This is a genomic window from Phenylobacterium sp. VNQ135, assembly GCF_049445735.1.
GTDB lineage: Bacteria > Pseudomonadota > Alphaproteobacteria > Caulobacterales > Caulobacteraceae > Phenylobacterium.
The window spans coordinates 22924-49069 of sequence record NZ_JBMSDS010000002.1; the positions used below are offsets into that span (position 1 = coordinate 22924).

A 26146-nucleotide genomic window follows, 5' to 3' on the forward strand; every position below is an offset into this window, starting at 1 on the left:
GCAAGCCATTGACAGGGGAAGGCCCCGGCGGTCCAAGGCGACCATGACGGCTCAGGCCCAGATCGCGGGAAGCTTCGAGACCGGCGGCGGGACCTGGCGGTTCCCGGCGAACCAGCCGCTGCGCCTGGATTCCGGCGGCGAGATCGCCGGGCTCGAGATCGCCTACAAGACCTACGGCCAGCTCAACGAGACGCGTTCGAACGCCGTGCTCGTCTGCCATGCGCTGACCGGCGACCAGCACCTGGCCTCCACCCATCCGGTGACCGGCAAGCCCGGCTGGTGGAGCCGGGTCGTCGGTCCCGGCCTGCCGCTGGACCCGGAGCGCTACTTCATCATCTGCACCAACGTCGTCGGCGGCTGCATGGGCACGACCGGGCCCGCCAGCACCAACCCCGCCACGGGGGAGCCCTACGGCCTGGCCTTCCCGGTGATCACCATCGCCGACATGGTCCGCGCCCAGGCCATGCTGATCGAGGCGATGGGCATCGAGACCCTGTTCGCCGTCGTCGGCGGCTCGATGGGCGGCATGCAGGTGCTGCAGTGGGCGGCGGACCATCCGGAGAAGCTGTTCAGCGCCGTGTGCATCGCCGCGGCGGCGCGTCACTCCGCCCAGAACATCGCCTTCCACGAGGTGGGCCGCCAGGCGATCATGGCCGACCCGAACTGGGTGGGCGGCGCCTACCTGAAGGCCGGCGTGCGCCCCGAGAAGGGCCTGGCGGTGGCGCGGATGGCCGCGCACATCACCTACCTGTCGGAACCCGCGCTCCAGCGGAAGTTCGGCCGCGAGCTGCAGCGCGACGGCCTCTCCTGGGGTTTCGACGCGGACTTCCAGGTGGAGAGCTACCTGCGCCACCAGGGGGCGAGCTTCGTCGACCGCTTCGACGCCAACAGCTACCTCTACATCACCCGCGCGCTGGACTACTTCGACCTCGCCGCCAAGTCGGGCGGCTCCCTGGCCGAGGCGTTCCGCAAGGCGCGCGGCGTGCGCTTCTGCGTGCTCTCGTTCTCGTCCGACTGGCTCTACCCCACCGCCGAGAGCCGGGACATCGTGCGCGCGCTGAACGCCGCCGGTTGCCGCGCCAGCTTCGTCGAGATCGAGAGCGACAAGGGCCATGACGCCTTCTTCCTCGACGAGCCGCAGCTCGACGCCACCCTGCGCGGCTTCCTTGCCGCCCAGGCGTCGGCCCGGGGCCTTGGGTGACGGTCATGCGCGAGGACTTCCGCGAGATCCTCAGGCTGGTGCGTCCCGGCGCGCGGGTGCTGGACGTGGGCTGCGGCGAGGGCGAGCTGCTGGAGCTGCTGACCCGCGAGAAGCGCGTGGACGGCCAGGGCCTGGAGATCAGCCCCGAGGGCGTCGCCGCCTGCCTGGCGCGGGGCCTGGCCGTGGTGCAGGGCGACGGCGACCGCGACCTCGACCACTTTCCGACGCGGGCCTTCGACTACGCCATCCTGTCCAAGACCCTGCAGCAGATGCGCGAGCCTCGGCACGTGCTGTCCGAGCTGCTGCGGATCGCCGACCAGGCGGTGGTCTCCGTCCCGAACTTCGGCCACTGGAAGGTCCGCTGGGCGCTGCTGTCGCGCGGCCGCATGCCCGAGACCGGCGCCCTGCCCGAGCCCTGGTGGTCGACGCCGAACATCCACCTCTGCACGCTCCGGGACTTCACCACCCTCTGCGAGGAACTGGACCTCCGGATCGACGCCTGCGCGGCCCTGGCCGAAGGAAAGGCCGCCCGGCCGATCGATCCTTCCAGGCCGATGGAGAACTGGCGCGCCGAGACCGCCCTCTTCCTGCTCAGCCGCAGGACCGAGGCCGCGTCCGGACCCGTGCCGCAGAACCTGTTCGGCGAGGTCGAGCTGCCGAAGCCGGACGTGGCGCCGCAGAAGCCGAAGTCCCGGCGGAAGAAGGCGAGGGCCTAGCCCGCGATCGCCGCCGCGCCGGTTTCGCCCGTGCGGATGCGCAGCGCCTGCTCCAGGTCGATGACGAACACCTTGCCGTCGCCGATCTTGCCGCTGTTGGCGGCGTTCTGGATGGCCTCGACCACGGCGTCGACGATGTCGGCCGGCGCGGCGATCTCCAGCTTCACCTTCGGCAGCAGCTTCACCTCGTATTCGGCGCCGCGATAGACCTCGGTCTTGCCGCGCTGGCGGCCATAGCCGCGCACCTCCGTGACGGTGAGGCCCGAAGCGCCGGCCTCGGTCACCGCGTCGAGGACGGCGTCCAGACGGCTGGGCTTGATGACCGCGATGATCAGCTTCATGCGCCGAGCGACTCCGGTTTGTGGGGCAAGGCTAAGGCTTTCGACGGGTTCTCGCCAAGGGCTTGCGCGCGCATGGGCCCGCCGGCGCCCGAGAAATGGGCGCGCCCGCCGGGCTGGGCGCAAGCACCGGCCGGGCCACGGCCGCCTTCACGCGATGACCTTTGGGCTTGACGGCATAGGTCTGCTTCACCGCCTCCATGAGCACGAGGCCTGCAAAGCCGGGCCACAACCTGGAGCCCGCCTGCTCGAAGCCCTCGGCCCAGCGCGCCATCCAGGCCACCGGCGGGACGTAGAGCGCGCGGGTCCAGCCCGACGGCTCCAGCTCGGCCTCCCGCAGCAGCTCAGCGAGCTGGCCGCGGCTATAGGGGCGGCCGTGGCCAAGGGGCGTCTTTTCGGTGTTGGCCCACAGCCCGTTGCGCGAGGCCACCGCGACGATGACCCGGCCCGAGGGGGCCATCACCTGCCAGACCTCCTTCAGCAGGGCCACGGGATCGGCGCTCTCCTCGATCGCATGCACGACCAGGATGCGGTCGAACAACGCATTGCGGAAGGGGAGGGCGTCCTCGGGCGTCAGGACCGCCAGGTTACGTCCGTCCGGCGGCCAGATCTCCACCCCTTGCTGGGCGGGCATGGCGGCCACCACGCGCCGGGCGGCGGGGCGGAACGGACCCATGAAGGGCGTGCCGTAGCCCAGCGCCAGCACGTCCAGGCCGTGGGCGTCGCCCCAGGCCTCGACCAGCTTGCGCTCGACCATGGCGCGCGCCGCCTGCCCGAGATCCGAGCCGTAGAACCGACGGAGTTCGAGGACGTCCCTTCGCATCTCTCCCCGAGGTATGCTCGACGCGGGCCTACGGCCAGCCTAAACCGGTTGCAGGAGATCGGAACATGCCCCTTACGGTCCACCAGTTCCCTTGCCTGGAAGACAATTACGGCTTCCTGGTCCGCGACGAAGCCTCGGGGCTCGCGGCCTGCGTGGATACGCCCGAATCCGGGGCCATCCTGCGCGAACTGGGCAAGCTGGGCTGGAAGCTCGCCCTGATCCTCAACACCCACTGGCACCCCGACCACGCCGGCGGCAACGCCGAGATCCAGGCCGCCACGGGCGCCCGGATCGTAGGCCCGAAGGAGGTCACCCGGATCGCGCCGCTCGACCGCGAGGTGAAGGGGGGCGACGAGGTGATGCTTGGCGAGACCCGCTTCCAGGTCATCGAGAGCGGCGGCCACACCCTGGGCCACATCGCCTATTTCGATCCGGACGACCGGGTCGCCTTCGTGGGCGACACCCTCTTCGCCCTGGGTTGCGGCCGGCTCTTCGAAGGCACGGCCGAGCAGATGTGGGCGAGCCTCCAGCGGCTCGCGGCGCTGCCCGAGGACACCCGGGTCTACTGCGCCCACGAATACACCGCGTCCAACGCCCGTTTCGCGCTGTCGGTCGACGACGACCCGGCGCTGAAGGCCCGGGCCGAGGCGATCTTCGCCGCCCGCGAGCGCGGCGAGCCCACGGTGCCGACCACCATCGGCCTCGAGCGCGCCACCAACCCGTTCCTCCGGGCGCCGGTGCTGGCGGACCGCGTGGGCGCGGCGGGTGAGAACGACGTCAAGGCCTTCGCCGCGGTGCGCGCGGCCAAGGACGTCTTCCGAGGCTAGCTTCCGGCCGCCACCCGAATGATCCGATCCGAAGAGGGTCGGCCCGCCAGGCCCTGCGACGGTGAGACGGTGATCCGCAGCACCTGGTCGTCGATGACCGCCGAAGCCTTCTTGCCCTCCACGAGCAGCACCTTCCGGAACTGCGAGAGCATGGTGCGGCCGTCCTTGCGGCGGGACATGCGCACAACGGCCACGCTGGTCACGGTGGCGGCGTCGGCGATCAGCGCCGAGGAGTTCGGCGTCGCCTCGGCTTCGAACAGGATCGGGCGGCGGGCGGCGCGGCTGGCCCGGAGGCTCGCCTGCGCCAGACGTTCCAGGAGCGCCTGCGGCCCCAGCGGCGCCAGCCGGAGCGGGGACCCGTCGCCCGCGAGCGCCGCGGCCGCCCCCGCCGGGCGCTGGTCGGTGAAGAGCGTCACGCCGCCCAGTCGCGTCGCGCGCAGGACAGGCTCGCCCAGGTCGTTCTTGTAGATCACGTCGCCGCGCGGCGCGGGCATCGGCTGCAGAGCCCAGACTTCGGGACTGTCCTCGAACTTCAGCAGGGGCCGCCCTTGCGTGCGGTCCAGCACGAAGGTTTGGCCGTCTTCCGAGACGTAGCGGGCGATCGGCGGGGAGGCGGCGTGACGGCCCGAGCCGCCGTGCTTTCCGAAGAGGCCCTGCCGCAGGCCCTCCTGGGCGAAGGACGGCTGTGCGAATCCGGCCGCGAGCGCTGCGAGGAGCGCCACGATGACCGCATTTCTCGACGCTGGCTCGCCCGTCATGATCGGCCAGCAGATGCCGTGCGAGCGTGGCGCTTTTTGGACGTGCTCAGGGCGGTTAGCCGACGAGGTATTGGCCGCCATTCAGCGAAAGCGTCGTTCCGTTGACGTAACCGGCCCGTTCGCCCGCCAGGAACGACACGGCGTCGGCGATCTCCTCGCCGTGGCCCAGCCGACCCGCCGGGATCTGGGCGATGATCGCCTCCAGCACCTTGGGCGGCACCGCCTGCACCATCTCGGTGTCCACATACCCGGGAGCGACGCAGTTCACCGTCACGCCCTTGCGGGCGTTCTCCAGGGCCAGCGCCTTGGTGAAGCCGATGACGCCGGCCTTGGCCGCGGAATAGTTCGTCTGCCCGAGCTGGCCCTTCTGGCCGTTGATCGAGCTGATGTTGACGATCCGGCCCCACTCGCGCTCGCGCATGCCTTCGATGACCTGCCGGGTCATGTTGTAGAGCGAGTCCATGTTGACCCGGATGACCTCGCTCCACTGCTCGGGGGTCATCTTGTGGAAGAAGCCGTCGCGGGTGATGCCGGCGTTGTTGACCAGCACGTCGACCGGACCAAGCTCGGCTTCGACCTCGCGCACCGCCCGCTGGCAGTCCTCGAAGACGCCGACATTGCCCTTCACGACCATCACGCCCAGCGACTTTGCGCAGGCGAAGGCGGCCTCGTCGTTGCCGGAATAGCCGGCCGCCACCTTGAAGCCGTCGGCGCAGAGCCGCTCGACGATGGCGCGGCCGATCCCGCGCGTCCCGCCCGTCACCAGAGCAACCCTGGCCATCCGTCACCTCCCTTAGCGGCGGGGGCTTGTGCGTCCCGCTCAGATCTTCTCGACGCAGAGGGCCACGCCCATCCCGCCGCCCACGCAAAGCGTAGCGAGGCCTTTGGATGCGTCCGTCCGCTTCATCTCGTGCAGCAGCGTGGTGAGCACCCGGGCGCCCGAGGCGCCGATCGGGTGGCCGATGGCGATCGCGCCGCCGTTGACGTTGACCTTCTCCGGGTCGAGGCCCAGCTCGCGCACCACGCAGATCGACTGCGCGGCGAAGGCCTCGTTCGATTCCACCAGATCCAGGTCGGCGACCTTCCAGCCGGCCTTCTCCAGCGCCTTGCGGCTGGCCGGGATCGGACCCGTGCCCATGATCTCGGGATCGACGCCGGCATGGGCCCACGAGGCGATCCGCGCCAGCGGCTTCAGGCCGCGCCTGGCTGCTTCGTCGGCGCTCATCAGCACCAGGGCCGCGGCGCCGTCGTTGATGCCGGACGCATTGGCCGCCGTCACCGAGCCCTCCTTGGCGAAGGCGGGCTTCAGGCCCGAGACGCTGTCCAGCGTCACGCCGTGGCGGATGTATTCGTCCTGGTCGACGACGGTGTCGCCCTTGCGGCCCTTGATCGTCACCGGGACGATTTCGTCGGCGAACTTGCCGGCCTTCTGGGCCGCCTCCGCGCGGTTCTGCGACGTCACGGCGAAGCGGTCCTGGTCCTCGCGGGTGATCTGCCAGCGGGCGGCGATGTTCTCCGCCGTCTGGCCCATGTGATAGCCGTGGAAGGCGTCCCACAGCCCGTCCTTCAGCATGGTGTCGACGAGGCCGAGCTCGCCCATCTTCGTCCCGTTGCGGAGGTTCGCGGCGTGCGGCGACTGGCTCATGCTCTCCTGGCCGCCGGCCACCACCACCTTGGACGAGCCCTCGGCGATCTGCTGGGCGGCCAGCGCGACGGCCCGCAGGCCCGAGCCGCAGAGCTGGTTCAGGCTCCACGCCGGGCTTTCGACGGGAACGCCCGCCGCCACCGCCGCCTGGCGCGCCGGGCCCTGGCCGGCGCCGGCCTGCAGCACCTGGCCCATGATCACCTCGTCGACATCCGTGGCCTGGATGCCCGCGCGCTCGACGGCGGCCCGGATCGCCACCTTGCCCAGCTCGTGGGCGGGCAGGCTGGCCAGGGCTCCGTTGAACGAGCCCACGGGCGTGCGGGCGGCGGAAACGATGACGATGTCGCTCATGGCAGGGGCTCCTCAGCAGATCGAACGCGGCCCGGCTTCTTCTATCGACAAGCCAGGCCCCGCGGGCAAGGCCTGCTCGGGAAATCGTTTCGCGACATTTGCTTATGTCCTCGCATCCGCGATACTGCGGTGCAGAACGAGGCCGGGCTGAACCCTGCCTGCGAATAAGGATCAGGGATGGCAGACACCCAGGATTCCGGCGCCGCCGAGGGCGAGCGCGTCGTCATCAAGAAGTACGCCAACCGGCGGCTCTACAACACCGCTTCGTCCAGCTACGTGACGCTCGAGCACCTGGCGGAGATGGTGAAGAAGGGCGTCGACTTCGTCGTCTATGACGCCAAGACCAACGAGGACATCACCCGCACGGTCCTCACCCAGATCATCTTCGAGGAGGAGGAGAAGAGCCAGGGCCAGTCGCTGCTGCCGATCCAGTTCCTCCGCCAGCTCATCAGCTTCTACGGCAACTCGATGCAGGCGTTCCTGCCCAGCTACCTGGAGCTCTCCCTGGCCTCGTTCGCGCAGCAGCAGGAGCGGCTGCGGAGCCAGATCGCCGCGATGGGCGGAGCCAATCCGGGCTTCAACGCCGGGATGACGGGCGCCTATGAGGACCAGATCCGCCAGAACCTGCAGCTCTTCGACCGGGCGATGAAGATGTTCTCGCCCTTCGCCTTCGCCCCCGCCGCCCGGACCGAGGCGGCCGCGCCGCCCCCGCCGCCCAAGACCGAAGCGCCGGCCGACGACGCGCTCGAGCTTCTGCGCAAACAGATGGCCGAGATGCAGGCTCAGATCGAGAGACTCGCATCCAAGGGATGATCCTCTAAGGTTGAACCTGGCTCGGGCTTTGCAGTTGAGTGCGTATGATGTCCCGAATTGACCGCATCCGGCGCGCGGCCCAGGTGGGCGGGATCGTCCGGGCCGACAACGATGCGCACGAGGAGACGGGCGAGCCCCGGCCCGTGCGGCTGCCGGCCGTCGTGCCGGTGGCCAAGACGCCGCCTCCGGGGGGCGGCGATCCGGACGCGGCGTTCACCGCACAACTGATGGGGCAGGACGGTCAGAAGCGCGGCCTGCGCGCGGGCCCGGCTCAGATCGAGGCCGCCCGCGGCGCGTACAACAAGGTCGAGTGGTCCGGCTCCAGGGACCGCCGCGCGCGCGCCGGCCGAAGGGCCAAGACCGAGATCTAGTCCTTCAGGAGCGCCAGCTCCGCCTCCAGAGCCGCGACCCGCCTCTCCAGCGCGGTCAGCCGATCCTCTCCGCCCGGCCGTGGCGTCGACACGCCGGCCCGGTCGGCGACCTCCGCGGCGCTCACGCCCAGCAGCTCGGCAAAAGCCGCCACCTCGCGGGCCGAAAGTTCCCTCTGGTCCTTGAAGACGAGCGCCAGGTCGGCGGCGCTCATGGCCGCCGCGGCCGCCAGCACCTCGCGCGAGAGCTCCCGTTCCGAGAGCCGGGCGTCGAACCATTCCGCATCGAAGAAGAGGGCCATGGGCTGGCGCCGGACTTGCTTAACCGTGATCGCAACCTTCGATCACGGACCGGGTCATGATTCAATTCGCTCTGAGCGCATTCGGGAAAGCCTTCGACCTGGCCGTGGTGACCCTGATCTTCACCGCCTTCACCTGAAGCGGCCTACAGCTCGTCCCAGCCGCCCGGGACGCGGGCCCGGCTCTGCAGCCACATCACCCCGAGCAGGTCCGACAGCGAAGCCCACAGCCGGCCGAGGTTGGTGTACTTCGACCGCCCGGTCTGCCGGTGACGGTGGTTGACCGGCCGGAACTCCGAACGGAAGCCTTCCCGGATCATCAGCGCCGGCAGGTAGCGGTGCATGTGGTCGAAGTAGGGAAGCCGCAGGAACGCCTCGCGGCGGAACGCCTTCAGCCCGCACCCGGTGTCGTTGGCCGTGTCCTTCAGCAGCCGCTTGCGCACGCCGTTGCCGACCCGCGAGGCGATCTTCTTCGCCTGACTGTCCTGGCGCTTCACCCGTTCGCCGCCGACCATGGCCAGGTCGGGACCGCCCGCGGTCAAGGCGTCCACAAGGCCGGGGCCGTCGGCGGGGTCGTTCTGGCCGTCGCCGTCCAGGGTGAGGACCACCGGCGCCCTGGCGGCCAGCACGCCCGTGCGGATGGCGCGGCTCTGGCCGGCGTTCCTGCGGTGCCCCACGACCCGGAGCTGCGGGATTTCGGCCTTCAGCGCCGACAGGGCCGCCCGGGTGCCGTCGCGGCTCGCGTCATCGACGAACACGATCTCGAAGTTGCGGCCGGCGAAGGCCTGGGCGATCTCCCGCGCCAGGGCGGGCGCGGCGCCTTCCTCGTCGAAGACGGGCACGACCACCGAAACGGCCGGCTCGGGGATGTTGGGCGCTTTGGCCATGCCTCCCCATAGCGGAAGGACGGATCGTGCTACTAGAGGCGCAATGACGCTCGAGCGCCTGATCGCCTATTGGAGCCGCGGATGGCGGGGGCCCGCGGCCGCCGCCTTCATCGCCTTCGTGGCCGGCCTGCCGGGTCTTCTGGCCGTGCCGCCGCTCGATCGCGACGAATCGCGATTCGCCCAGGCGACGGCCCAGATGCTGGAGACCGGCGACTACGTGGTCATCCAGTTCCAGGACCAGCCGCGCTTCAAGAAGCCGGTCGGCATCCATTGGCTGCAGGCGGCCACGGTCAACCTCGTCTCCAGTCCGGAGGCGCGCGAGATCTGGGCCTACCGCCTGCCGTCCCTGCTGGGCGCCATGCTGGCCGCGGCCGCCTGCGCCTGGGGCGCGGCGGCGTTCTTCGGCGGTCCTGCGGGACTTGCCGCCGGCGCGCTGCTGGGCGCGACCTTCCTGCTCTCCACCGAGGCCTTCATCGCCAAGACCGATGCGGTGCTGGCCGGCGCGACCACCCTGGCGCTGGCGGCGCTGGGCCGGCTCTACGCCGCCAGCCGCGGCGGCCCGCCCGCCGGGCGGCGCACCGAGCCTCTGTTCTGGGGCGCGCTGGCGGTCGCCATCCTCGTGAAGGGGCCGGTCGCCCCGCTGATCATCGCCCTGACCATGCTGACGCTCTGGCTCTGGGATCGCCGGGTCCGCTGGATGGCCCGTCTGCGCTGGTACTGGGGGCTGATCGCCATCCTCGCCGTCGTCGGCCCCTGGGCCGGGGCGGTCACCGTCGCCACCGACGGCGGCTTCTGGAGCGAAGCTATCGGCGCAGACCTCGCGCCCAAGCTGGCCGGCGGCCAGGAGAGCCACGGCGCCCCGCCCGGCTACCACACGCTGCTGACGCCGCTGCTGGCCTTCCCGATCACCCTGCTGCTGCCCGCCGCCCTGGTCGTGGCATGGAAGCGTCGTGACGAGCCCGGCGTCCGCTTCGCCCTGGCCTGGCTGGTTCCCGCCTGGCTGCTCTTCGAACTGACGCCCACCAAGCTGCCCCACTATCCGCTGCCCACCTATGGGGCCCTGGCGTGGCTCGCGGCGGCCGCGCTCGCACAGCCGATCGGGGCGAAGGCCCGCTGGAGCGGCGCCATCCTCGCCGCCCTCGTGAGCGCACTGCTTGCCGGCGGCGTGGTCTATCTGCTCAGTCTCTATGGCGACGCGTCGGACGGATGGGCCGCCGCACTCACGGCCGTGCTGCTGGTGGCGGCGGGCCTCGTCGGCGGCTACCTGTCGATCAAGGGCGCGCCGCGCGGCGGCGCGGCCGCGGCGCTGGTCCTGGCGATCGCCGCCCACGGCGCGCTCGCCGCCGCCCTCGTCCCACGGCTCGATCCGCTCTGGACGTCCGCCCGCGTGGGCCGGGCGATGGAGAAGGCCCGCCTCCTGCCCCGCCAGGGGGTGGCCGAGGCGCCGATCGCCGTCGCCGGCTACGCCGAGCCGAGCCTGGTCTTCGCCCTGGGCACCCCGACCGAGCTGTACGGCCCCGATCAGGCCGCCCAGGCCATCGCCGAGAACCGTCCGGCCATCGTCGAAGCGCACGAGGAAGCCGCCTTCCGCGAGCAGCTCGCCGCAAGAGGGGTGACCGTGCGTGAAGTGGCCCGCGTCGACGGCCTCAACTATTCCAAGGGCGACGACGTGACGTTGCGGGTCTACATGCCCGCCGCGCCGGGCAGCGGGCAGACGCGTGAGGTGAGGCCATGAGCCGCCGGATCGAAATCGTGGAAGTGGGGCCGCGCGACGGTCTCCAGAACGAGAAGACCCTGCTCGACGTCAACCAGAAGCTCGAGCTGATCCGCCGCCTCGAGGACGCCGGCGCCCGGCGCATGGAGGTGGTCTCCTTCGTCAATCCCAAGCGCGTGCCGCAGATGGCCGGCGCCGAGGAGATCATGGCCGCCCTGCCCACGACCTCGGGCCGCTCGCGGATCGGGCTCGTGCTGAACCAGCGCGGCTGGGACCGCTGCGTCGAGGCTGGGTGCGACGAGGCCAACGTCGTGGTCTGCGCCACCGACGGCTTCGGCATCCGCAACCAGGGCGCCTCCACGGCCGAGCAGGTGGATGCGCTCGCCGCCATCGTCGCGGCGCGCAGGCCGGAAGATCCGCCGATTTCCGTCACGGTCTCGGTCGCCTTCGGTTGCCCGTTCGACGGCGAGGTGGCCGAGGAACGCGTGGTCGACATCGTCCGCGCCGCCGCCGATCTGCGCGTGGCCGAGATCGCGCTCGCCGACACCATCGGCGTGGCCGATCCCTGGACCGTCCGCAGGCGGATCGAGGCCTCGCGCAAGGCCGCCGGCCGGATCCCGCTTCGCCTGCACTTTCACGACACCCGGAACACCGGCCTCGCCAACGCCTTCGCGGGCGTCGAGGCAGGCGTCGACATCCTGGACGCCAGCGTCGGGGGCCTGGGCGGCTGCCCCTTCGCGCCGAACGCCACCGGCAACATCGGGACCGAGGACCTGGTCTACATGCTGGAGCGGGCGGGCTTCGAAACCGGCTACGATCTCGGCAAGCTCATCGAGATCGGGACCTGGGTCTCGGGCCTGCTCGGCAAGGCGCCCACCGCGTCGCTGGACAAGGCGGGGCCGTTCCCGCTGCCGAAGCCCGACGGGACCTAGGACTCTTCAGCCGCGGGTCTTCAGCCGCCACATGATCGGCCGCACGAGGGCGGTGGCGACGATCACCGGCGAGAGCAGCCACGCGGCGGCGTACTCGCCGAGCCCGCGGGCGCGCTTGCGGAAGTAACGGGCCAGCCCGACGCCCTTGTGGAATTCCACCTTGAGCGGGCTCGCCAGGCTGGTGTGGCCCAGGTGGACGACCTCGGCCTTGGGATGGAACAACACCTCGCCGCCGGCGCGCCGCACGCGCCAGCAGAGGTCGACGTCCTCGACGTGCAGGAAATAGCCCTCGTCGAAGCCGTCCACGGCGTCGAAGTCGGTCCGGCGCATGCAGAAGCAGGCGCCCGAGATGGTTGGCACCGACGCGGCCTTGTCGGGCGAGGCGTCTTCCTCCCAGTGCACCTCGAACCGCCGGAAGGCCGGCACGCGCCGCGACAGCCGGCTGAGGGAGAGCAGGGCGCTCATCGGCGTGATGTCGCCGCGCCGCGCGCCGCGCTGCTCGGTGCGGTCTGCGTTCAGCACTCGGCCGCCGACGATGCAGGGCGAGGCCCGGCCTTCGACCTCACGCACCAGTTCGGCGATGCAGCCCGGCTGCAGGAAGGCGTCCGGGTTGAGGAAGACCAGCAGGTCTCCGCTCGCGTTGCGGGCGCCCAGGTTCGCGCCCCGGGCGAATCCGATGTTGCCGTGACCCGAGAGCAGCACCACCCGGTCGTCGCGGGACGCCAGCCCGCGCAGGCGCTGGGCCTCGGTTGGGCTGGAGCCGTTGTCCACGAGGACGAACTCGTCGACGAGAGGATCGGCCAGCACCCGTTCGAGGCTTTGTTCCAGCGCCTCGCCCGTCATGTAGACGACCATCACCACCGAGACGCTGCGGCGCGGCCGCAGGGCCTCGGGGATGGCGACGCGCTCGGACGCGACGATGGGCGCGGCGACCCCGTTCATCCAGCCTCCTTCTCGGCGCCCGCACCGGACGCGAGCGCCCCCGCGCTCCCCTTGCGGGCAAGATCAGGCGGAGTCGCCTCCGAGGCAAGCGTGTTGGACGCCTCGGCCAGGGTCAGGATCTCCTGACGGTCGGATCCCAGGCGCCGCAGCGCCACCTTGCCCTCTTCCGCCTCGCGGCGGCCGACGACGGCGATGACCGGGACCTTCGCGAGGCTGTGCTCGCGGACCTTGTAGTTGATCTTCTCGTTGCGCAGGTCGAGTTCCACGCGCAGGCCCTTCGCCTTCAGCTCCTCGGCGGCCTTCCGCGCATAGTCGTCGGCGTCCGAGGTGATCGTCGCCACTACAACCTGAACGGGCGCCAGCCACAAGGGGAACGCACCGGCGTAGTTTTCGATCAGCACGCCGATGAAGCGCTCCAGCGAGCCGCAGATCGCCCGGTGCAGCATGACCGGCCGCTGCTTCGACCCATCCTCGGCTACGTACTCGGCGCCCAGCCGCTCGGGCAGGACATAGTCGAGCTGGATCGTGCCGCACGTCCAGGTGCGGCCGATGGAGTCCTTCAGCACCCAGTCCAGCTTCGGCGCGTAGAAGGCCCCGTCGCCCTCGGCGATCACCGGCTCGACGCCGGCCTTGCGGGCGGCGGACAGCATCTGCGCCTCGGCCTTGTCCCAGAACTTGTCCGAGCCGGCGCGGATCTCGGGCCGGGTCGCGAGCGCGATGTGGTCGCGCTCCAGGCCAAAGTCCGAATGGATCGAGTTGGCCAGCTCGATGAACCGGGCCGTCTCCTCCTCGATCTGGTCCTCGCGGCAGAAGATGTGGGCGTCGTCCTGGGTGAAGGCGCGCACCCGCATCAGGCCGTGCAGCGAGCCGGACGGCTCATAGCGGTGGCAGGCGCCGAACTCGGCCATGCGCAGCGGCAGGTCGCGGTAGGACTTCTGGCCGAACTTGAAGATCTGCACGTGGCCCGGGCAGTTCATCGGCTTCAGCGAGAGCTCCTCGCCCTCCTCCGTCTCGCAGACGAACATGTTCGGACGATACTTGTCCCAGTGGCCGGACTTCTCCCAGAAGACCCGGTCCAGGACCTGCGGCGTGCGCACCTCCTGATAGCCGGCGTCGTCCAGCCTGCGGCGGACATAGCTCTCCACCGTGCGCCACAGCGTCAGGCCCTTCTCGTGCCAGAACACCATGCCCTTGCCCTCTTCCTGCATGTGGAAGAGGTCCATGGCCCGGCCGAGCTTGCGGTGATCGCGCTTCTCCGCCTCCTCCAGGCGCTGGATGTAGGCTTCGAGATCGGCTTCCGAGGCCCAGGCCGTGCCGTAGATGCGCTGGAGCTGGGCGTTGCGGTGGTCGCCGCGCCAGTAGGCGCCGGCCAGCTTCGTCAGCTTGAAGGCCTTGCCGACGTGCTTCGTCGACGGCAGGTGCGGCCCGCGGCAGAGGTCCTTCCATTGGCCCTGGCGATAGACGGTGATCTTCTCGCCGGCCGGGATGCTCTCGATGATCTGGGCCTTGTACTCCTCGCCGATCTCGCGGAAGTGCCGGATCGCCTCGTCGCGGTCCCACTCCTCGCGCTGGATGGGCTCGTCGCGGTCGACGATCTCCCTCATCCGCTGCTCGATCTTGGCCAGGTCGTCCAGGCTGAACGGCTCTTCGCGCGCGAAGTCGTAGTAGAAGCCGTCCTCGATCGCCGGGCCGATGGTCACCTGCGTGCCGGGGAACAGCTCCTGCACGGCCTCGGCCAGGATGTGGCTCACGTCGTGGCGGATGGTCTCCAGCGCCTCGGGCGCCTCGCGCGTCAGGATCTTGAACGACCCGCCCTTGTCGAGCTGCCGGTCGAGGTCCAGCAGCTCGCCGTCCACCTCGACGAGGATCGCCTTCTTCTCGAGGCTCTTGGAGATGCCGGCGGCGATCTCGCGGCCCGTGACGCCGTCGGCGAACTCGCGCTTGGAGCCGTCGGGGAAAACCAGTTCGATCATGTCTCACACGTCCAGTTCGCGCCTTTTCGGCGCGGAGGCGGCGGCGGGTCCCAGCCCGACGCGCCCCAGGGATGACAACGGCACAGGCGGCGCACGGTCAGCCAGGAGCCGCGCACCGGTCCATGCCCGATCAGCGCCTGCGCGGCATACTCCGAACAGGTCGGAGCGAACCGGCAATGACGGCCGATCAAGGGTGAAAGCGTCCACTTGTAGGCGCGGAGCGCCCCTCTGACGCATCTCTCGTAGAGGTTCATGCCGGCGGCGGAAGCTTATGGAGTTCGGCCCTGCGTTACGCTGGGGGCCCGAACGGATCAAGCCGAGAGGATCAAGCCGAGAGGATCAAGCCGCGCCGGCGGGGCTAGTTCGTGTGCCCGCGGTCCGGACAGCCTCCACCGCCGCCTCGAACGCCAGAAGCGTCGAGGCATGGCGGGCGGGATAGTCCTTCACCGGGGCCAGCATCTGGAGATCCGAAAAGCGTCCTTCGGGCGGAGGACCGCCCGCCTTCAGCATAGCACGGAACTGCTCGGCGGCCACTTCCAGCTCGGGAAGGCTGGCGCCGATGACGTTCGCGCCCAGGACCGAGGCCGACGCCTGGCCCAGCGCGCAGGCCTTCACGTCCTGGGCGAAGTCGGTCACCCGCTCGCCGTCGACCTTGACGTCCACCACCACGCGGCTGCCGCACAGCTTGGACACCTTCTCGGCCGAGCCGTCGGGCGTGGCGAGACGCCCGGCGTGCGGGATTTCCGCCGCCAGCCGCAGGAGCTTCGCCGAGTAGAGGTCGTCGATCATCGGCTAGGACGTAGGCGCGCGCCGCCGCTCCTGCCAGAGCGCCTCGGCCCGCGCCTTCAGCGCCTCGTTCATGGCCCGGAAGCCGCGGCGGACGGGGCCCTGCATCCGCCGGCCCAGCGAGGAGCCCATCAGACCGCCGAAGATCTCGCCGTTGTCGATGACGCAGCCGGTCTCGGACAGCGCCTCGATCTCGATGTAGCGCAGCGTCTTGATCATGCCGCCCAGCATCGAGAGCTGCCAGTGGAGCTGCTCGTTGGGCACCCACTCCAGCACGCGGGGCCGGATCTCCTGCGGCGCCTGACCGGGCAGGGCCAGGGTCAGCGTCAGCGGCTCGCCGATGCGGATCACGCCCGAGGCCTTGGGATAGGCCGGGTTCCACTCCTCCCAGCGCGCCAGGTCGTAGAGCACCTCCCAGATCACCTCGGCCGGCGCCTGGATGCCGATGCGGTCCTCGACGCGATAGCCCCGCGGCGCCTTCGGCGGCGGCGGCTTCCCCTCGGTCTTGAGGTCCATCATCTTCGGCCCCATGCCGCCGGTGCGGCCGAAGGGCGTCGCCTTGAGTTGGGGGCCGTTGAAGGCCATCACGCCTGCTCCTTGATCCGCCAGGTCGCCCCGGACGGACCGTCCATCACCTCGACGTTCAACGCCGCGAGCTCGCCGCGGATGCGGTCGGCCTCGGGCCAGTTCTTCTCGGCCCGGGCCGTCTGGCGGGCGGCGATCAGGCCCTCGACCTTGGACTTCAGGTCGTCGTCCGCGCCGGCGTGGAACCAGGCCTGCGGCGCTTCGCCCAGGAAGCCCATCAGGTTCGCCGAGCCGAGCAGCCGCGCCCGCGCCCGGGCCGCCGCGGCCTTGTCCTTCCTGGTGACCGCCGCGCGGAGCTCGTCCGAGATCTGGAACAGCGCCGCCATGGCCGCGGGCGTGTTCAGGTCGTCGTGCAGCGCCCGGGCCACCGCCGGGTCGATCCCCGGCTCGTCCACCTCGTCGCCGGCTTCGCGCAGGCTGTCGTCCAGGGTCCGATAGAGGCGGTCGAGCGCGCTCTTCGCCTGCTCGATCAGCGTGTCGGTCCACTCCAGCGGCTGACGGTAGTGGCCGGACAGCAGGGCCCAGCGCAGAGCCTCGCCCGGATAGGTCTTCAGCAGGTCGTGGGCGAGGGCCACGTTGCCAAGGCTCTTGCTCATCTTCTCGTCGGCCATGTTCAGGAAGCCGTTGTGCATCCAGTACCTGGCATACGTCTGGCCATGGCCGCCCGGATGCGCCGCGCAGACGCCCTGGGCCAGTTCGTTCTCGTGATGCGGGAAGACGAGGTCGATGCCGCCGCCGTGGATGTCGATGGGCAGGCCAAGCGCCGCCTCGATCATCGCCGAGCACTCGATGTGCCAGCCGGGCCGCCCCGGCCCCCAGGGGCTGGCCCACTCGGGCTCGCCGGGCTTCGACGGCTTCCAGAGCACGAAGTCGCGGGCGTCCTTCTTGTAGGGCGCCACGTCCACCCGGGCGCCGGCGATCAGGTCGTCCATCGGCTTTCCCGAGAGCTGGCCGTAGCCGGGGAAGCTCTCGGTGGCGAACAGCACATGGCCTTCCGCCGCATACGCCGAGCCGTTCTCCACCAGCCGGCCGATCATGGCGACGATCTCGTCCATGGTCTCGGTGACGCGCGGCTGGAAGGTCGGCGCAAGGGCGCCCAGCGCCCGGGCGTCGGCGTTGTAGGCCTCGAGGTAACGGTCGGTGATCGTGCCGATCGGCACGCCCTCGTCGGCCGCCTTCCTGTTGATCTTGTCGTCGACGTCCGTGACGTTGGCTGCATAGACCACCGCGTCTTCGCCGTAGAGCTCGCGCAGCACGCGGAACAGCAGATCGAAGACCACCACCGGGCGGAAGTTGCCGATGTGGGCGTAGTTGTAGACCGTCGGCCCGCACACATACATCGTCACCCGCGACGGATCGGTGGGGACGAAGGGCCGCTTCTCGCGGGCCATGGTGTCGTAGAGAGCCAGGGTCATTGGGAAGTCACAGTCACGCTAACGCTGCGGCACGGTTGCCGGTAAGGGGTTGCGACCCATATACAGATCGCCCGGACGGGACGCCACGCCGCGCCCCCGCCGTGAGGATATAGGGTGGCACGCGTCATTTCCGGGGCCTTCGTCCCGGCGCAACTCAGCCCTTCAGGAAGACCGCTCTCCATGGACGCCGTTTCCCGCGACCGGACCCTGATCGGGACCGACGAGACCCTCGAACCGGTCAAGCGCCCCAGCCGCGAGGAGGCCATGGAGGCCGTCCGCACGCTCATCGCCTGGGCCGGCGACGACCCGCGCCGGGAAGGCGTGATCGACACGCCCAAGCGCGTCGTCGACGCCTATGAGGAATGGTTCGAGGGCTACAAGGCCGATCCGGCCAAGGAGCTGTCGCGGACCTTCGAAGACGTCCAGGGCTACGACGACATCGTCATGCTCCGCGACATCGAGGTGGAGAGCCACTGCGAGCACCACATGGCGCCGTTCCTGGGCAAGGCCTACGTGGCCTACATGCCGACGAACCGCGTGGTGGGCATCTCCAAGCTGGCCAAGGTGGTCGAGATCTTCGCCCGCCGCCTCCAGACCCAGGAGACCATGACCCAGCAGATCGCCGACGCCATCACCGACAGCCTGCGCCCGGCGGGCGTCGCCGTGCTGATCGACGCGGCTCACCAGTGCATGACCACCCGCGGCGTCCACCACCGCCACGTCTCGACGATCACCACCCAGTTCACCGGGGTCTTCAAGACCGACCCGACGCTGCGCCAGCGCTTCCTGGACTTCGTGAACCGGAAATAGCGGTCTAGAGGGAAGCATGAACCAGCCGAACAGCTTCCCGACCGCCACCGACCAGAAGCAGTTGGAGGAGGGCAATAAGCTCGCGCCCCGCTTCGACGAGAACGGCCTGATCGCCGCCGTCGCCACCCATGCCGAGACCGGCGAGGTGCTGATGCTCGCCTGGATGAACGCCGAGGCGCTCACCCGCACGATGGAGACCGGCGAGGCCCACTACTGGAGCCGCTCGCGCCAGGAGCTCTGGCACAAGGGCGCGACGTCCGGCCAGGTCCAGGTCCTGGAGGAGCTGCGCATCGACTGCGACCAGGACGCCGTCTGGCTGAAGGTCTGGCCCCAGGGCGACGGCGGCGCGTGCCACACCGGCCAGCGCTCCTGCTTCTACCGCACCATCGAGAACGGCAAGCTGGTCAAGCGGCCCTGAGGCCCGCCCCCATGTTCGAGTTCGTCGTCAACGTGATCGAGTCGCCGGGCTGCTGGGCGTCGCCTTCCTGATGTTCGCCGAGAACGTCATCCCGCCGATCCCGTCGGAACTCATCATGCCGCTGGCCGGCTTCGCCGCCGCGAGGGGCGATCTCAGCTTCGCCGGCGTCGTGATCGCCGGAACCGCCGGGGCCGTCGCCGGCGCCTACGGCTGGTACGAGGTGGGCCGCCGCGTGCCCGACGCCACGCTCGAGCGCTGGATCGGCCGCTACGGCCGCTGGCTGACCCTCGACCGCGACGACCTCGATCGCGCGCGGCAGCTGTTCCGCCGGCGCGGCGGGCTCGCCGTTTTCGTCGGCCGCCTGATCCCCGCCGTCCGCACGCTCATTTCGGTGCCGGCGGGCCTGACGCGGATGCCGCATGCGCCGTTCCTGGCCTGGACGACGGCCGGCACGGCGATCTGGACACTGTTGCTCGCCGCCACCGGCTATCTGCTGGAGCATGAGTACCGCCGGGTCGAGAGGTGGCTGGATCCCGCCACCGGCATCGTGTTCGGCCTGATCCTGATGCTCTACATCTATCGCCTGGTCCGGCGGAGCCGCGCATGACCATCCTCCAGGCCCTCCTTGCCTTCTCGGCCGCCGCGGCGCTGCTCACCGTCACGCCCGGCCTCGACACGGCGCTGGTGCTGCGCACGGCGGCCGTCGAAGGTCCGAAGCGGGCCGCGCTGGCGGGCCTCGGCATCATCGCCGGCTGCCTCGTCTGGGGCGCGGCCGTCGCCCTGGGCCTCGCCGCCCTGCTGCAGGCGTCGCAGCTCGCCTTCACCATCCTGAAGTGGGCCGGCGCGGCCTACCTCGTGTGGCTCGGCCTCAACATTGTCCTGAGACCCCGCCAGAGCTTCGACGTGGACGGCGCCGCTTCGGCCGGCGGCGGGGATTTCGCCTGGATGCGCCGCGGCTTCCTGACCAACCTGCTCAACCCCAAGGTCGGCGTCTTCTACGTCAGCTTCCTGCCGCAGTTCCTGCCTGAGGGCGTTCCCGCCGCGCCCTTCATCTTCGGCCTCGCGGCCCTGCACGGGCTGATGACCGTGTTCTGGTTCGCCGGCCTGATCGCCGCCACCCGCCCTCTGGCCGCGGCGCTGCGCAGGGCCGCCGTCGTGCGCTGGCTGGATCGTGTGACCGGAGGCGTCTTCCTGGGCTTCGGCGTCCGCCTCGCGCTCGAACGACGCTGAAAATACAACCCCTGGCGGCAAACCTTGCCGCAATTACGAGATCGTGAAGGATGATTTTCCCCGCCTCCGCAGTTGAGGCGCCGCGAGGGACCTCTACGGCGCATCAACCAAGGAGAAACGTCCATGGGAACCTGGGTACCGAAGCAAGGCGACTGGAAGCACACGCTGTACGGCACGGATCAGGGCGAGTGGCTGGTCGGCTACGACTCTGACGACACCATCTACGCCAACGGCGGCGATGACATCGGCGACGGCACGAACGGCACCGACATCATCGACGGCGGCGACGGCAACGACACGTTGGTCGGCGGCACCGGTACGGACTACCTGACCGGGGGCCTCGGAGCCGACGCCTTCGTGATCAACCAGCACAGCGACTGGGAAGTCATCTACGACTTCCACCGCGAGCAGGGCGACCACCTGCTCGTGAAGGCCAACATGGCCGACGAGTACACGTGGACCGTCCAGGACGGCGACACGTTCGTGAACTTCGGCAATGGCAACGGCGTCGTTCTCGTCGGCGTCACCAGCTTCTTCGACAGCGACATCGTCGCGTACTGAGGCTGCGCCCGCGCCCCTCTCCGCCTGCGGAGAGGGGTTGCGGAGGCCAAAAGAAAAGCCCCCGCCGAAGCGAGGGCTGCTAAGTGCTGACGCGTGCAACCTAGCCGCGCAGACCCCCGGGTTTCGATCCCGTGCTTATACGGGGACCGTCAGCCTTGCCGGAGCGCCGAGACGCCGCCGCCTTCGGTCCCGACCTCGAAGGTCTTCACCGGCGCGGCCTTGAAGTCCCGCGCCACGATCGTCGAGACCGCGATCATGTCGGCCTTGGCCGCCTCGCGGGTGAGGGTCAGCAGCACGAAACCCTTCGCCACCTGGTTGTTGTAGATCACCTCCGGATTCACCCGGGCGATGAGCTCGCCCAGGTCGACGCCGGGCGCGAACTCGCCGGCTCCGGGGCTGGTCACCCCGGTGGTGCCGAACTCGCAGGCGACCCTGCGGCCATCGGCGTCGTGCAGCTCGTTGGCCCAGAACGAGTGGCTGTCTCCCGACAGCACGATCGGCCGCGCCCCCGCCCCCCTGAACAGGCCATAGAGCCGTTCCCGGTCCACCGGGTATCCGTCCCACATGTCCAGCGCCGCCGGCAGGCCCAGCTCGGCGGGCCGGGCGCGCCGGTCGAGGCGCTGCAGGGCCTGGGGCGTCGCGGCGGCGATTTCCTCCGGCTTCAGGTCCTTGCGGGTGACGCCGTTGACGCGCGCCATGACCACCTGGTTGCCGATCACCTGCCAGGCGTGGCCGGCCTTGACGGAGGCCGCCAGCTCGCGCCCGATCCAGGCCTCCTGGCGTTCGCTCATCATCCGGCGCTTCGGATCGTTCAGCCTGGCCCGGAACGCCGCCACGTCGGGTTTGCCGTCGACCACCGGCAGATCTGTCTCGAGGTCGAGCTGCAGGTCGCGCGCGCCCAGCCGCGTCTCGATCATGATCAGGCTGGCCAGGTCTCCGAAGTGGAAGGCCCGTTCGCTCGCGGAGACCAGGTCCTGCCCGGCGCCCGGCTCGCGGATCGGCATCCACTCGTAATAGGCCCGCAGCGCGGCCGCCTTGCGCGCGTCCCAGTCGCCGTCCTCCGCCGGCTGGTGGTTCTCCGCGCCGTGCATCCAGCTGTTGTTCGCCGTCTCGTGGTCGTCCCAGGCGACGATCCAGGGGGCGCGGGCGTGCGCCGCCTGCAGGTCGGGATCGGCCTTGTACTGGGCGTGCCGGCGCCGGTAGTCCGCCAGGGTGACGATGTCGTGCGGCGGGTCGTGCGGCCGCTCGGCGGCCACGGGCGAGTTCATGCCGTAGGTGCCGGGGCCGCCGTACTCGTAGATGTAGTCGCCCAGGTGCAGCACCGCGTCGACCCGCGGCAGGTCGGCGATGGCGCGGTAGGCGTTGAAGTAGCCGTTCGGGTAGAGCGTGCAGGACGCCACTGCGAGCACGACGTCCTTCGTCCCGCCCTTCGGAAGGGTGCGCGTGCGGCCCACCTGGGACGGCGGACCGTCGTAACCGCGGGGGCGGCTGAACATGTAGTAGTAGGTAGTCCCCGGACGCAGCCCGGTTACGTCCACCTTCACCGTGTGATCACGGCCACGCTCCGCAACCGCGGTTCCGCGCGCCACCACGCGCTCGAACCGCTCGTCTTCCGCGACAAGCCAGCCGAGCGTCAGGCTCTCAAGATTTGTGGTGACGCGCGTCCATATGACGACGCGATCGTGGAGCGGATCGCCAGACGCGACGCCGTGCTCGAAGAAGGGTGGCGGGACATAGCCGGCCGCGGGCGCGGGCCCGCTCGCCGCCGCCCCCATACCCAGCAGCGCCAAGGCCTTGCGTCGATTGAGCCTCATAGCCGTTCCCCCTGATCCGTCCGCCACGTATTAGTCGGCCGAACACCACAGGAGCATGACAGTCCATGTCGAAGGAAGGCCTTCACGTCCCGCGCGAGAAGCTGTCGCGGGACACGCTGAACAAGCACTACGCCATCACCTCGATCATCGAGGAGCTGGAGGCCGTCGACTGGTACCGCCAGCGGGCCGACGACTGCGACGACGAGGAGCTGAAGAAGATCCTGCTGCACAACGCCCGCGAGGAGCTGGAGCACGCGGCGATGGTGCTGGAGTGGCTGCGCCGCAACGACGAGGAAGCCGACGAGCAGCTCCGCGAATACCTCTTCAAGGACGGCTCCATCGCCGGCCACGAGGAAGGCGCCAGCGAGAAGCATGGCCTCTGAGGACGAGGACGCGTCCGGCGAAGTCCGGACCGTCGAGGTCGGCGAAGATCTGGCGGGCGAGCGCATCGACAAGGTCCTGGCGGCGCTCGTCCCGGACCTGTCGCGGGCCCGCCTGCAGGCGCTGATCGCCGAAGGCCGCGTGGCCTTCGGCGACACAGCCTTGGCCGACGGCAAGCTGAAGGCTCGCGCCGGCCTCTACACCGTCGAGGTGCCGCCGCCGGAGCCCGCCGAACCGCAGCCGGAGGCGATCCCGCTCACGGTGCTCTACGAGGACGCCGACCTCATCGTCATCGACAAGCCGCCGGGCCTTGCCATGCATCCGGCGCCGGGCAGCGAGAGCGGCACCCTGGTCAACGCCCTGCTGCACCACTGCGGCGACACGCTCTCGGGCATCGGGGGCGTCGCTCGGCCGGGCATCGTCCACCGGATCGATAAGGAGACTTCCGGCGTAGTCGTCGCCGCCAAGACCGACGCCGCCCATCAGGGCCTGTCGGCGCTGTTCGCGACCCACGACATCGAGCGCATCTACGTGGCCTTCACGCGCGGCGCGCCGCATCCGCTGAAGGGCACGATCGAGGGCGCCATCGCCCGCTCCACCCACGACCGCAAGAAGATGGCGATGGTGAAGACCGGCGGCCGCCACGCCGTCACCCACTACGCCGTCGAGCGCACGTTCGGACCGCAGGAGAAGCCGCTCGCCGCCCGGGTCGCCTGCCGGCTGGAGACCGGCCGCACCCATCAGATCCGCGTGCACCTCGCCTCGAAAGGGACGCCCTGCCTGGGCGACCCCGTGTACGGCTCGGGCCCGCCGGCCGAGGTGGTGCGGACCGCGATCCGCGAGGCGGGCCTGAACCGCCAGGCGCTGCACGCCTCCGTGCTCGGCTTCCGCCACCCGGTGACAGGCGAGGCGCTGCGGTTCGAAAGCCCGCTGCCCCCCGACATGGCGCGACTGGAAGGGCTGCTGGCGAGGCTCTAGCCCGCCGCCGCTTCCTCGAGCTTGGCGATGTCGATCTTGACCATGTGCATCATCGCCGCGAACACCCGATTGGCCGCGTCGCGATCCGGCCCGGTCGTCAGCTCCAGCAGGCGCCGCGGGACGACCTGCCAGGACAGTCCGTACCGGTCGGTCAGCCAGCCGCACTGGCTCTCGCGCCCGCCGCCGGCCAGCAGGGCCTCCCAGTAGCGGTCGACCTCGGCCTGGTCCTGGCAGTCGATCATGAGACTGATCGCCTCGTCGAACTTGAACTCCGGCCCGCCGTTCAGGCCGAGGAAGGGTCTCCCGTCCAGTTCGAACTCGACGGTCATCACCGTGCCGGCGCGGCCGCCTCCCATGCTGTCGGGATAGCGCGCCACCTTGGTGATCTTCGAGTTCGGAAACACCGAGCAGTAGAACGCGGCGGCCTCTTCGGCTTGCGTGTCGAACCACAGGCAGTTGGTGATCTTCGGCATCGTCGGTCTCCGTTGCGCGCGCCGCCGTGGACCCTATCTCCCGTGCGGCGTCGCCTTCCAGCCGAGGACGATCGCCGTGCGCCTGTTCCGACACTGGCGTGCGGAAAAGCCTCCGCTGCAAGCTCTGCTAACAACGCGTGTGAGAAAGCCTGCCTTGAAGGCGCCCAAGTCGGGGCGTAGATAATGTCCCACTAGAGCAGTCGGACTTTTTGGCCGTCTCCCACGGTCTAGCTTCCTCGAAACTTCGTACCTATCTGAGAGGTTGGAGGGGGCGATGGTCCTTTGCGCGTCGGGTTGGCGCGCGGCCTGAAGGTCCGTTCCAGAGGGGATATTTCCATGGCCGCGAACGCGCTTGCCGTGATGTCGCCGGAAGGCGGCCTCAGCCGGTATCTTTCCGAAATCCGTAAGTTCCCGATGCTGGCCAAGGACGAAGAGTTCATGCTGGCCAAGCGGTGGACCGAGCACCAGGACCCCGAGGCGGCGCACCGCCTCGTGACCAGCCACCTGCGCCTCGTGGCGAAGATCGCCATGGGCTACCGCGGCTACGGCCTGCCGATCGGCGAGGTGATCTCCGAGGGCAACGTCGGCCTGATGCAGGCGGTGAAGAAGTTCGATCCCGACAAGGGCTTCCGCCTCGCCACCTACGCCATGTGGTGGATCCGCGCCTCGATCCAGGAATACATCCTGCGGTCCTGGAGCCTCGTGAAGATGGGCACCACCGCGGCGCAGAAGAAGCTGTTCTTCAACCTGCGGAAGGCGAAGTCCGAAATCTCGGCGCTGGAAGAAGGCGACCTGCATCCCGAGCACGTCCGCCAGATCGCCACCAAGCTGGGCGTGCTGGACGAGGAAGTGATTTCGATGAACCGCCGGCTGTCCGGCGGGGACGCCTCGCTGAACTCGCCGCTGCGTTCGGATAGCGAAAGCGAATGGCAGGACTGGCTGGTCGACGACCAGACGCCGAGCCAGGAAAGCGTCATCGCCGAAACCGAGGAGCGCGGCATCCGCATGGAGCTGCTGCAGGAGGCCATGGCCGAGCTCACCGACCGCGAGCGTCACATCCTGACCGAGCGCCGGCTGAAGGACGAGCCCACCACCCTGGAAGAGCTCGCCTCGCAGTACGGCGTCAGCCGCGAGCGCGTGCGCCAGATCGAGGTGCGCGCCTTCGAGAAGCTGCAGAAGTCGATGCGGGCCGCGGCCGAAGAGCGGAACCTCGTCGACGCCTGATCCAGGCTAGGCCGCCGCCGCGTCGTCCTTCGGCATGTAGGCCAGGAGGGCGGCGGCGTGCTTGCTCACGTCCGCCTGGTTCAAGGCCACGCCCATCTTGCGCGACGTCACGATGTAGCGGGCGAGTTCGGCCGCCGCCGTCGTCAGCTTCAGGTCGGCCGCGGCGGTCGCCGCCTTCTGGATCGCCTGCACCTGCGCTTCTATGGACCGCGCCGCCTGGGCGGGGTCGCTGTCGAACGATGAGACCGCCGAGCGCAGGATCTTCAGCGCCTGGGCGAGCCTCGCCGCGTCCGGCGTCGAGCGGTTGTCCGACCGCCGCTTCAGCGGGCCCGTATAGTCGCCCGAGTTGAACCGCCGCCGGTCCGGCCCGACGTAGCCCACCGCCTCGATCCAGTCCCGCTGGCGCAGCGTCACCGCCTCCAGCCGCCGCAGCAGGTCCTTCATCGTGAAGGGGCGGCGGAGAACCTCGTGCACGCCGGCGTCGCGGGCGGCGAGGATGCCGGCGGCCGTTGCGGCGCCCGTCATCATGATCACCGGGACCTGCCGGGCGGCGATCTGGCTGCGGCGCAGCTTCTTCGTGAACTCGACGCCGCTCATCTTGGCGAGGGCCAGCTCCACGAAGACGATCTGCGGATCGACCGTTTCGCACAGCTTCAGGCCGCGCTCGGGGGTGGTGGCGATCCAGCTCTGCGAGCGGGCGATGTTGCGCATCGCCTCGCCGATCAGCGTGGCGCTGGCCGGCTGCGGATCAACGATCAGCACCCTCTGCAGGAGGGGCGCCATCCGCCGCATCGTTGCCTTGCCGTCGTCGAACACGGGGACCTCTCCGCCCCCGAATACGGTGTTCTCGTAAAAGAACTCCGAATCCGGCCGACCCCGCGCGG

The 26146-nt window shown here is 69.9% G+C and carries 31 protein-coding genes; 15 read left to right on the forward strand and 16 right to left on the reverse strand.

Translation table 11 applies throughout. The annotated features are described in order from the left end of the window. Positions 1-43: 43 nt before the first annotated feature. Positions 44-1201, forward strand: a complete 1158-nt coding sequence (gene metX / locus ACO2Q0_RS05760) for a homoserine O-acetyltransferase MetX (RefSeq protein ID WP_423350546.1) — start codon at positions 44-46, stop codon at positions 1199-1201. Between the two features lie 5 nt (positions 1202-1206). Further along, positions 1207-1917: a methionine biosynthesis protein MetW gene (gene metW, locus ACO2Q0_RS05765; RefSeq protein WP_423350547.1), complete on the forward strand. Its 711-nt coding sequence runs from the start codon at positions 1207-1209 to the stop codon at positions 1915-1917. Here metW and ACO2Q0_RS05770 read toward each other — a convergent pair. Further along, positions 1914-2258 (reverse strand): P-II family nitrogen regulator, encoded by a 345-nt coding sequence (locus tag ACO2Q0_RS05770; protein ID WP_423350548.1) that lies wholly within the window; start codon positions 2256-2258, stop codon positions 1914-1916. The two genes, metW and ACO2Q0_RS05770, sit on opposite strands and share 4 nt — an antisense overlap. A gap of 31 nt (positions 2259-2289) precedes the next feature. Further along, positions 2290-3078 carry a class I SAM-dependent methyltransferase gene (locus ACO2Q0_RS05775; protein ID WP_423350549.1) on the reverse strand — a complete coding sequence of 263 codons (789 nt, stop codon included), beginning with the start codon at positions 3076-3078 and terminating at the stop codon, positions 2290-2292. A 65-nt stretch (positions 3079-3143) separates the two neighbouring features. Between ACO2Q0_RS05775 and gloB the strand changes: the two genes are divergently transcribed. After that, entirely contained in the window at positions 3144-3905 is a 762-nt protein-coding gene (gene gloB, locus ACO2Q0_RS05780; RefSeq protein WP_423350550.1) for a hydroxyacylglutathione hydrolase, read from the forward strand. On the opposite strand, the gene ACO2Q0_RS05785 is transcribed toward gloB, so the two are convergent. The 3 genes from ACO2Q0_RS05785 to ACO2Q0_RS05795 form a co-directional block, all read right to left on the reverse strand. Next, entirely contained in the window at positions 3902-4627 is a 726-nt protein-coding gene (locus ACO2Q0_RS05785; protein WP_423350551.1) for a DUF4908 domain-containing protein, read from the reverse strand. The two genes, gloB and ACO2Q0_RS05785, sit on opposite strands and share 4 nt — an antisense overlap. A 91-nt stretch (positions 4628-4718) precedes the next feature. Beyond that, positions 4719-5444 carry a beta-ketoacyl-ACP reductase gene (locus ACO2Q0_RS05790; protein WP_423350552.1) on the reverse strand — a complete coding sequence of 242 codons (726 nt, stop codon included), beginning with the start codon at positions 5442-5444 and terminating at the stop codon, positions 4719-4721. 39 nt (positions 5445-5483) lie between these two features. Further along, the gene (locus tag ACO2Q0_RS05795) at positions 5484-6659 is read right to left on the reverse strand and encodes an acetyl-CoA C-acetyltransferase (RefSeq protein WP_423350553.1); all 1176 of its coding nucleotides are present in this window, start codon (positions 6657-6659) and stop codon (positions 5484-5486) included. A 177-nt stretch (positions 6660-6836) separates the two neighbouring features. On the opposite strand from ACO2Q0_RS05795, the gene phaR reads away from it, so the two are divergent. Together phaR and ACO2Q0_RS05805 are read left to right on the forward strand one after the other, a co-directional pair. Then, the gene (gene phaR / locus ACO2Q0_RS05800) at positions 6837-7472 is read left to right on the forward strand and encodes a polyhydroxyalkanoate synthesis repressor PhaR (protein ID WP_423350554.1); all 636 of its coding nucleotides are present in this window, start codon (positions 6837-6839) and stop codon (positions 7470-7472) included. Positions 7473-7519: 47 nt separating this feature from the next. Continuing rightward, positions 7520-7843, forward strand: coding sequence for a hypothetical protein (locus ACO2Q0_RS05805; RefSeq protein ID WP_423350555.1), 324 nt, complete (start codon positions 7520-7522; stop codon positions 7841-7843). Here ACO2Q0_RS05805 and ACO2Q0_RS05810 read toward each other — a convergent pair. Continuing rightward, positions 7840-8142 (reverse strand): DNA-binding protein, encoded by a 303-nt coding sequence (locus tag ACO2Q0_RS05810; RefSeq protein WP_423350556.1) that lies wholly within the window; start codon positions 8140-8142, stop codon positions 7840-7842. The two genes, ACO2Q0_RS05805 and ACO2Q0_RS05810, sit on opposite strands and share 4 nt — an antisense overlap. 143 nt (positions 8143-8285) lie before the next feature. After that, on the reverse strand, positions 8286-9026 hold the full coding sequence (locus ACO2Q0_RS05815; protein ID WP_423350557.1) for a glycosyltransferase family 2 protein: 741 nt from the start codon (positions 9024-9026) through the stop codon (positions 8286-8288). 43 nt (positions 9027-9069) lie between these two features. On the opposite strand from ACO2Q0_RS05815, the gene ACO2Q0_RS05820 reads away from it, so the two are divergent. Together ACO2Q0_RS05820 and ACO2Q0_RS05825 are read left to right on the forward strand one after the other, a co-directional pair. Next, a complete protein-coding gene (locus ACO2Q0_RS05820; RefSeq protein WP_423350558.1) occupies positions 9070-10761 on the forward strand; it encodes an ArnT family glycosyltransferase in 1692 nt (563 codons plus the stop codon). Then, positions 10758-11672, forward strand: a complete 915-nt coding sequence (locus ACO2Q0_RS05825) for a hydroxymethylglutaryl-CoA lyase (protein ID WP_423350559.1) — start codon at positions 10758-10760, stop codon at positions 11670-11672. The genes ACO2Q0_RS05820 and ACO2Q0_RS05825 overlap by 4 nt, the downstream gene beginning before the upstream one ends. A 6-nt stretch (positions 11673-11678) precedes the next feature. Here the strand turns inward: ACO2Q0_RS05825 and ACO2Q0_RS05830 are convergent, their stop codons facing one another. From ACO2Q0_RS05830 to cysS, 6 genes are all read right to left on the reverse strand, one after another. Further along, a complete protein-coding gene (locus tag ACO2Q0_RS05830; RefSeq protein ID WP_423350560.1) occupies positions 11679-12614 on the reverse strand; it encodes a glycosyltransferase family 2 protein in 936 nt (311 codons plus the stop codon). After that, complete coding sequence (thrS, locus tag ACO2Q0_RS05835) at positions 12611-14587, reverse strand: threonine--tRNA ligase (protein WP_423350561.1); 1977 nt, start codon at positions 14585-14587, stop codon at positions 12611-12613. Before thrS ends, ACO2Q0_RS05830 begins: the two co-directional genes overlap by 4 nt. Then, complete coding sequence (yidD, locus tag ACO2Q0_RS05840) at positions 14584-14841, reverse strand: membrane protein insertion efficiency factor YidD (RefSeq protein WP_423350562.1); 258 nt, start codon at positions 14839-14841, stop codon at positions 14584-14586. Before yidD ends, thrS begins: the two co-directional genes overlap by 4 nt. 85 nt (positions 14842-14926) lie before the next feature. Then, positions 14927-15376 (reverse strand): iron-sulfur cluster assembly scaffold protein, encoded by a 450-nt coding sequence (locus tag ACO2Q0_RS05845; RefSeq protein WP_423350563.1) that lies wholly within the window; start codon positions 15374-15376, stop codon positions 14927-14929. 3 nt (positions 15377-15379) lie between these two features. Continuing rightward, complete coding sequence (locus tag ACO2Q0_RS05850; protein WP_423350564.1) at positions 15380-15958, reverse strand: SRPBCC family protein; 579 nt, start codon at positions 15956-15958, stop codon at positions 15380-15382. Further along, on the reverse strand, positions 15958-17373 hold the full coding sequence (gene cysS, locus ACO2Q0_RS05855) for a cysteine--tRNA ligase (RefSeq protein WP_423350565.1): 1416 nt from the start codon (positions 17371-17373) through the stop codon (positions 15958-15960). Before cysS ends, ACO2Q0_RS05850 begins: the two co-directional genes overlap by 1 nt. A gap of 180 nt (positions 17374-17553) precedes the next feature. On the opposite strand from cysS, the gene folE reads away from it, so the two are divergent. The 5 genes from folE to ACO2Q0_RS05880 all read left to right on the forward strand — a co-directional run bounded on the left by folE (position 17554) and on the right by ACO2Q0_RS05880 (position 20392). After that, positions 17554-18183, forward strand: coding sequence for a GTP cyclohydrolase I FolE (folE, locus tag ACO2Q0_RS05860; RefSeq protein ID WP_423350566.1), 630 nt, complete (start codon positions 17554-17556; stop codon positions 18181-18183). A gap of 16 nt (positions 18184-18199) precedes the next feature. Beyond that, complete coding sequence (gene hisI / locus ACO2Q0_RS05865) at positions 18200-18601, forward strand: phosphoribosyl-AMP cyclohydrolase (RefSeq protein WP_423350567.1); 402 nt, start codon at positions 18200-18202, stop codon at positions 18599-18601. A 70-nt stretch (positions 18602-18671) separates the two neighbouring features. Then, a complete protein-coding gene (locus ACO2Q0_RS05870) occupies positions 18672-19208 on the forward strand; it encodes a DedA family protein (protein WP_423350568.1) in 537 nt (178 codons plus the stop codon). Beyond that, positions 19205-19831 carry a LysE family translocator gene (locus ACO2Q0_RS05875; RefSeq protein WP_423350569.1) on the forward strand — a complete coding sequence of 209 codons (627 nt, stop codon included), beginning with the start codon at positions 19205-19207 and terminating at the stop codon, positions 19829-19831. Before ACO2Q0_RS05870 ends, ACO2Q0_RS05875 begins: the two co-directional genes overlap by 4 nt. Before the next feature lie 123 nt (positions 19832-19954). Beyond that, the gene (locus ACO2Q0_RS05880; RefSeq protein WP_423350570.1) at positions 19955-20392 is read left to right on the forward strand and encodes a calcium-binding protein; all 438 of its coding nucleotides are present in this window, start codon (positions 19955-19957) and stop codon (positions 20390-20392) included. Between the two features lie 149 nt (positions 20393-20541). Here the strand turns inward: ACO2Q0_RS05880 and ACO2Q0_RS05885 are convergent, their stop codons facing one another. Continuing rightward, the gene (locus tag ACO2Q0_RS05885; protein ID WP_423350571.1) at positions 20542-22206 is read right to left on the reverse strand and encodes an alkaline phosphatase D family protein; all 1665 of its coding nucleotides are present in this window, start codon (positions 22204-22206) and stop codon (positions 20542-20544) included. Positions 22207-22271: 65 nt separating this feature from the next. Here ACO2Q0_RS05885 and ACO2Q0_RS05890 point away from each other — a divergent pair, with 65 nt between their 5' ends. Next, positions 22272-22589, forward strand: a complete 318-nt coding sequence (locus tag ACO2Q0_RS05890) for a ferritin family protein (protein ID WP_423350572.1) — start codon at positions 22272-22274, stop codon at positions 22587-22589. Continuing rightward, the gene (locus ACO2Q0_RS05895; RefSeq protein ID WP_423350573.1) at positions 22579-23565 is read left to right on the forward strand and encodes an RluA family pseudouridine synthase; all 987 of its coding nucleotides are present in this window, start codon (positions 22579-22581) and stop codon (positions 23563-23565) included. The genes ACO2Q0_RS05890 and ACO2Q0_RS05895 overlap by 11 nt, the downstream gene beginning before the upstream one ends. Here ACO2Q0_RS05895 and ACO2Q0_RS05900 read toward each other — a convergent pair. After that, positions 23562-24038 carry a VOC family protein gene (locus ACO2Q0_RS05900; protein WP_423350574.1) on the reverse strand — a complete coding sequence of 159 codons (477 nt, stop codon included), beginning with the start codon at positions 24036-24038 and terminating at the stop codon, positions 23562-23564. The genes ACO2Q0_RS05895 and ACO2Q0_RS05900 overlap by 4 nt on opposite strands. A gap of 336 nt (positions 24039-24374) precedes the next feature. Between ACO2Q0_RS05900 and rpoH the strand changes: the two genes are divergently transcribed. Then, on the forward strand, positions 24375-25262 hold the full coding sequence (gene rpoH / locus ACO2Q0_RS05905; RefSeq protein ID WP_423350575.1) for an RNA polymerase sigma factor RpoH: 888 nt from the start codon (positions 24375-24377) through the stop codon (positions 25260-25262). 6 nt (positions 25263-25268) lie between these two features. On the opposite strand, the gene ACO2Q0_RS05910 is transcribed toward rpoH, so the two are convergent. Next, complete coding sequence (locus tag ACO2Q0_RS05910; RefSeq protein ID WP_423350576.1) at positions 25269-26045, reverse strand: response regulator transcription factor; 777 nt, start codon at positions 26043-26045, stop codon at positions 25269-25271. Positions 26046-26146: the final 101 nt, after the last annotated feature.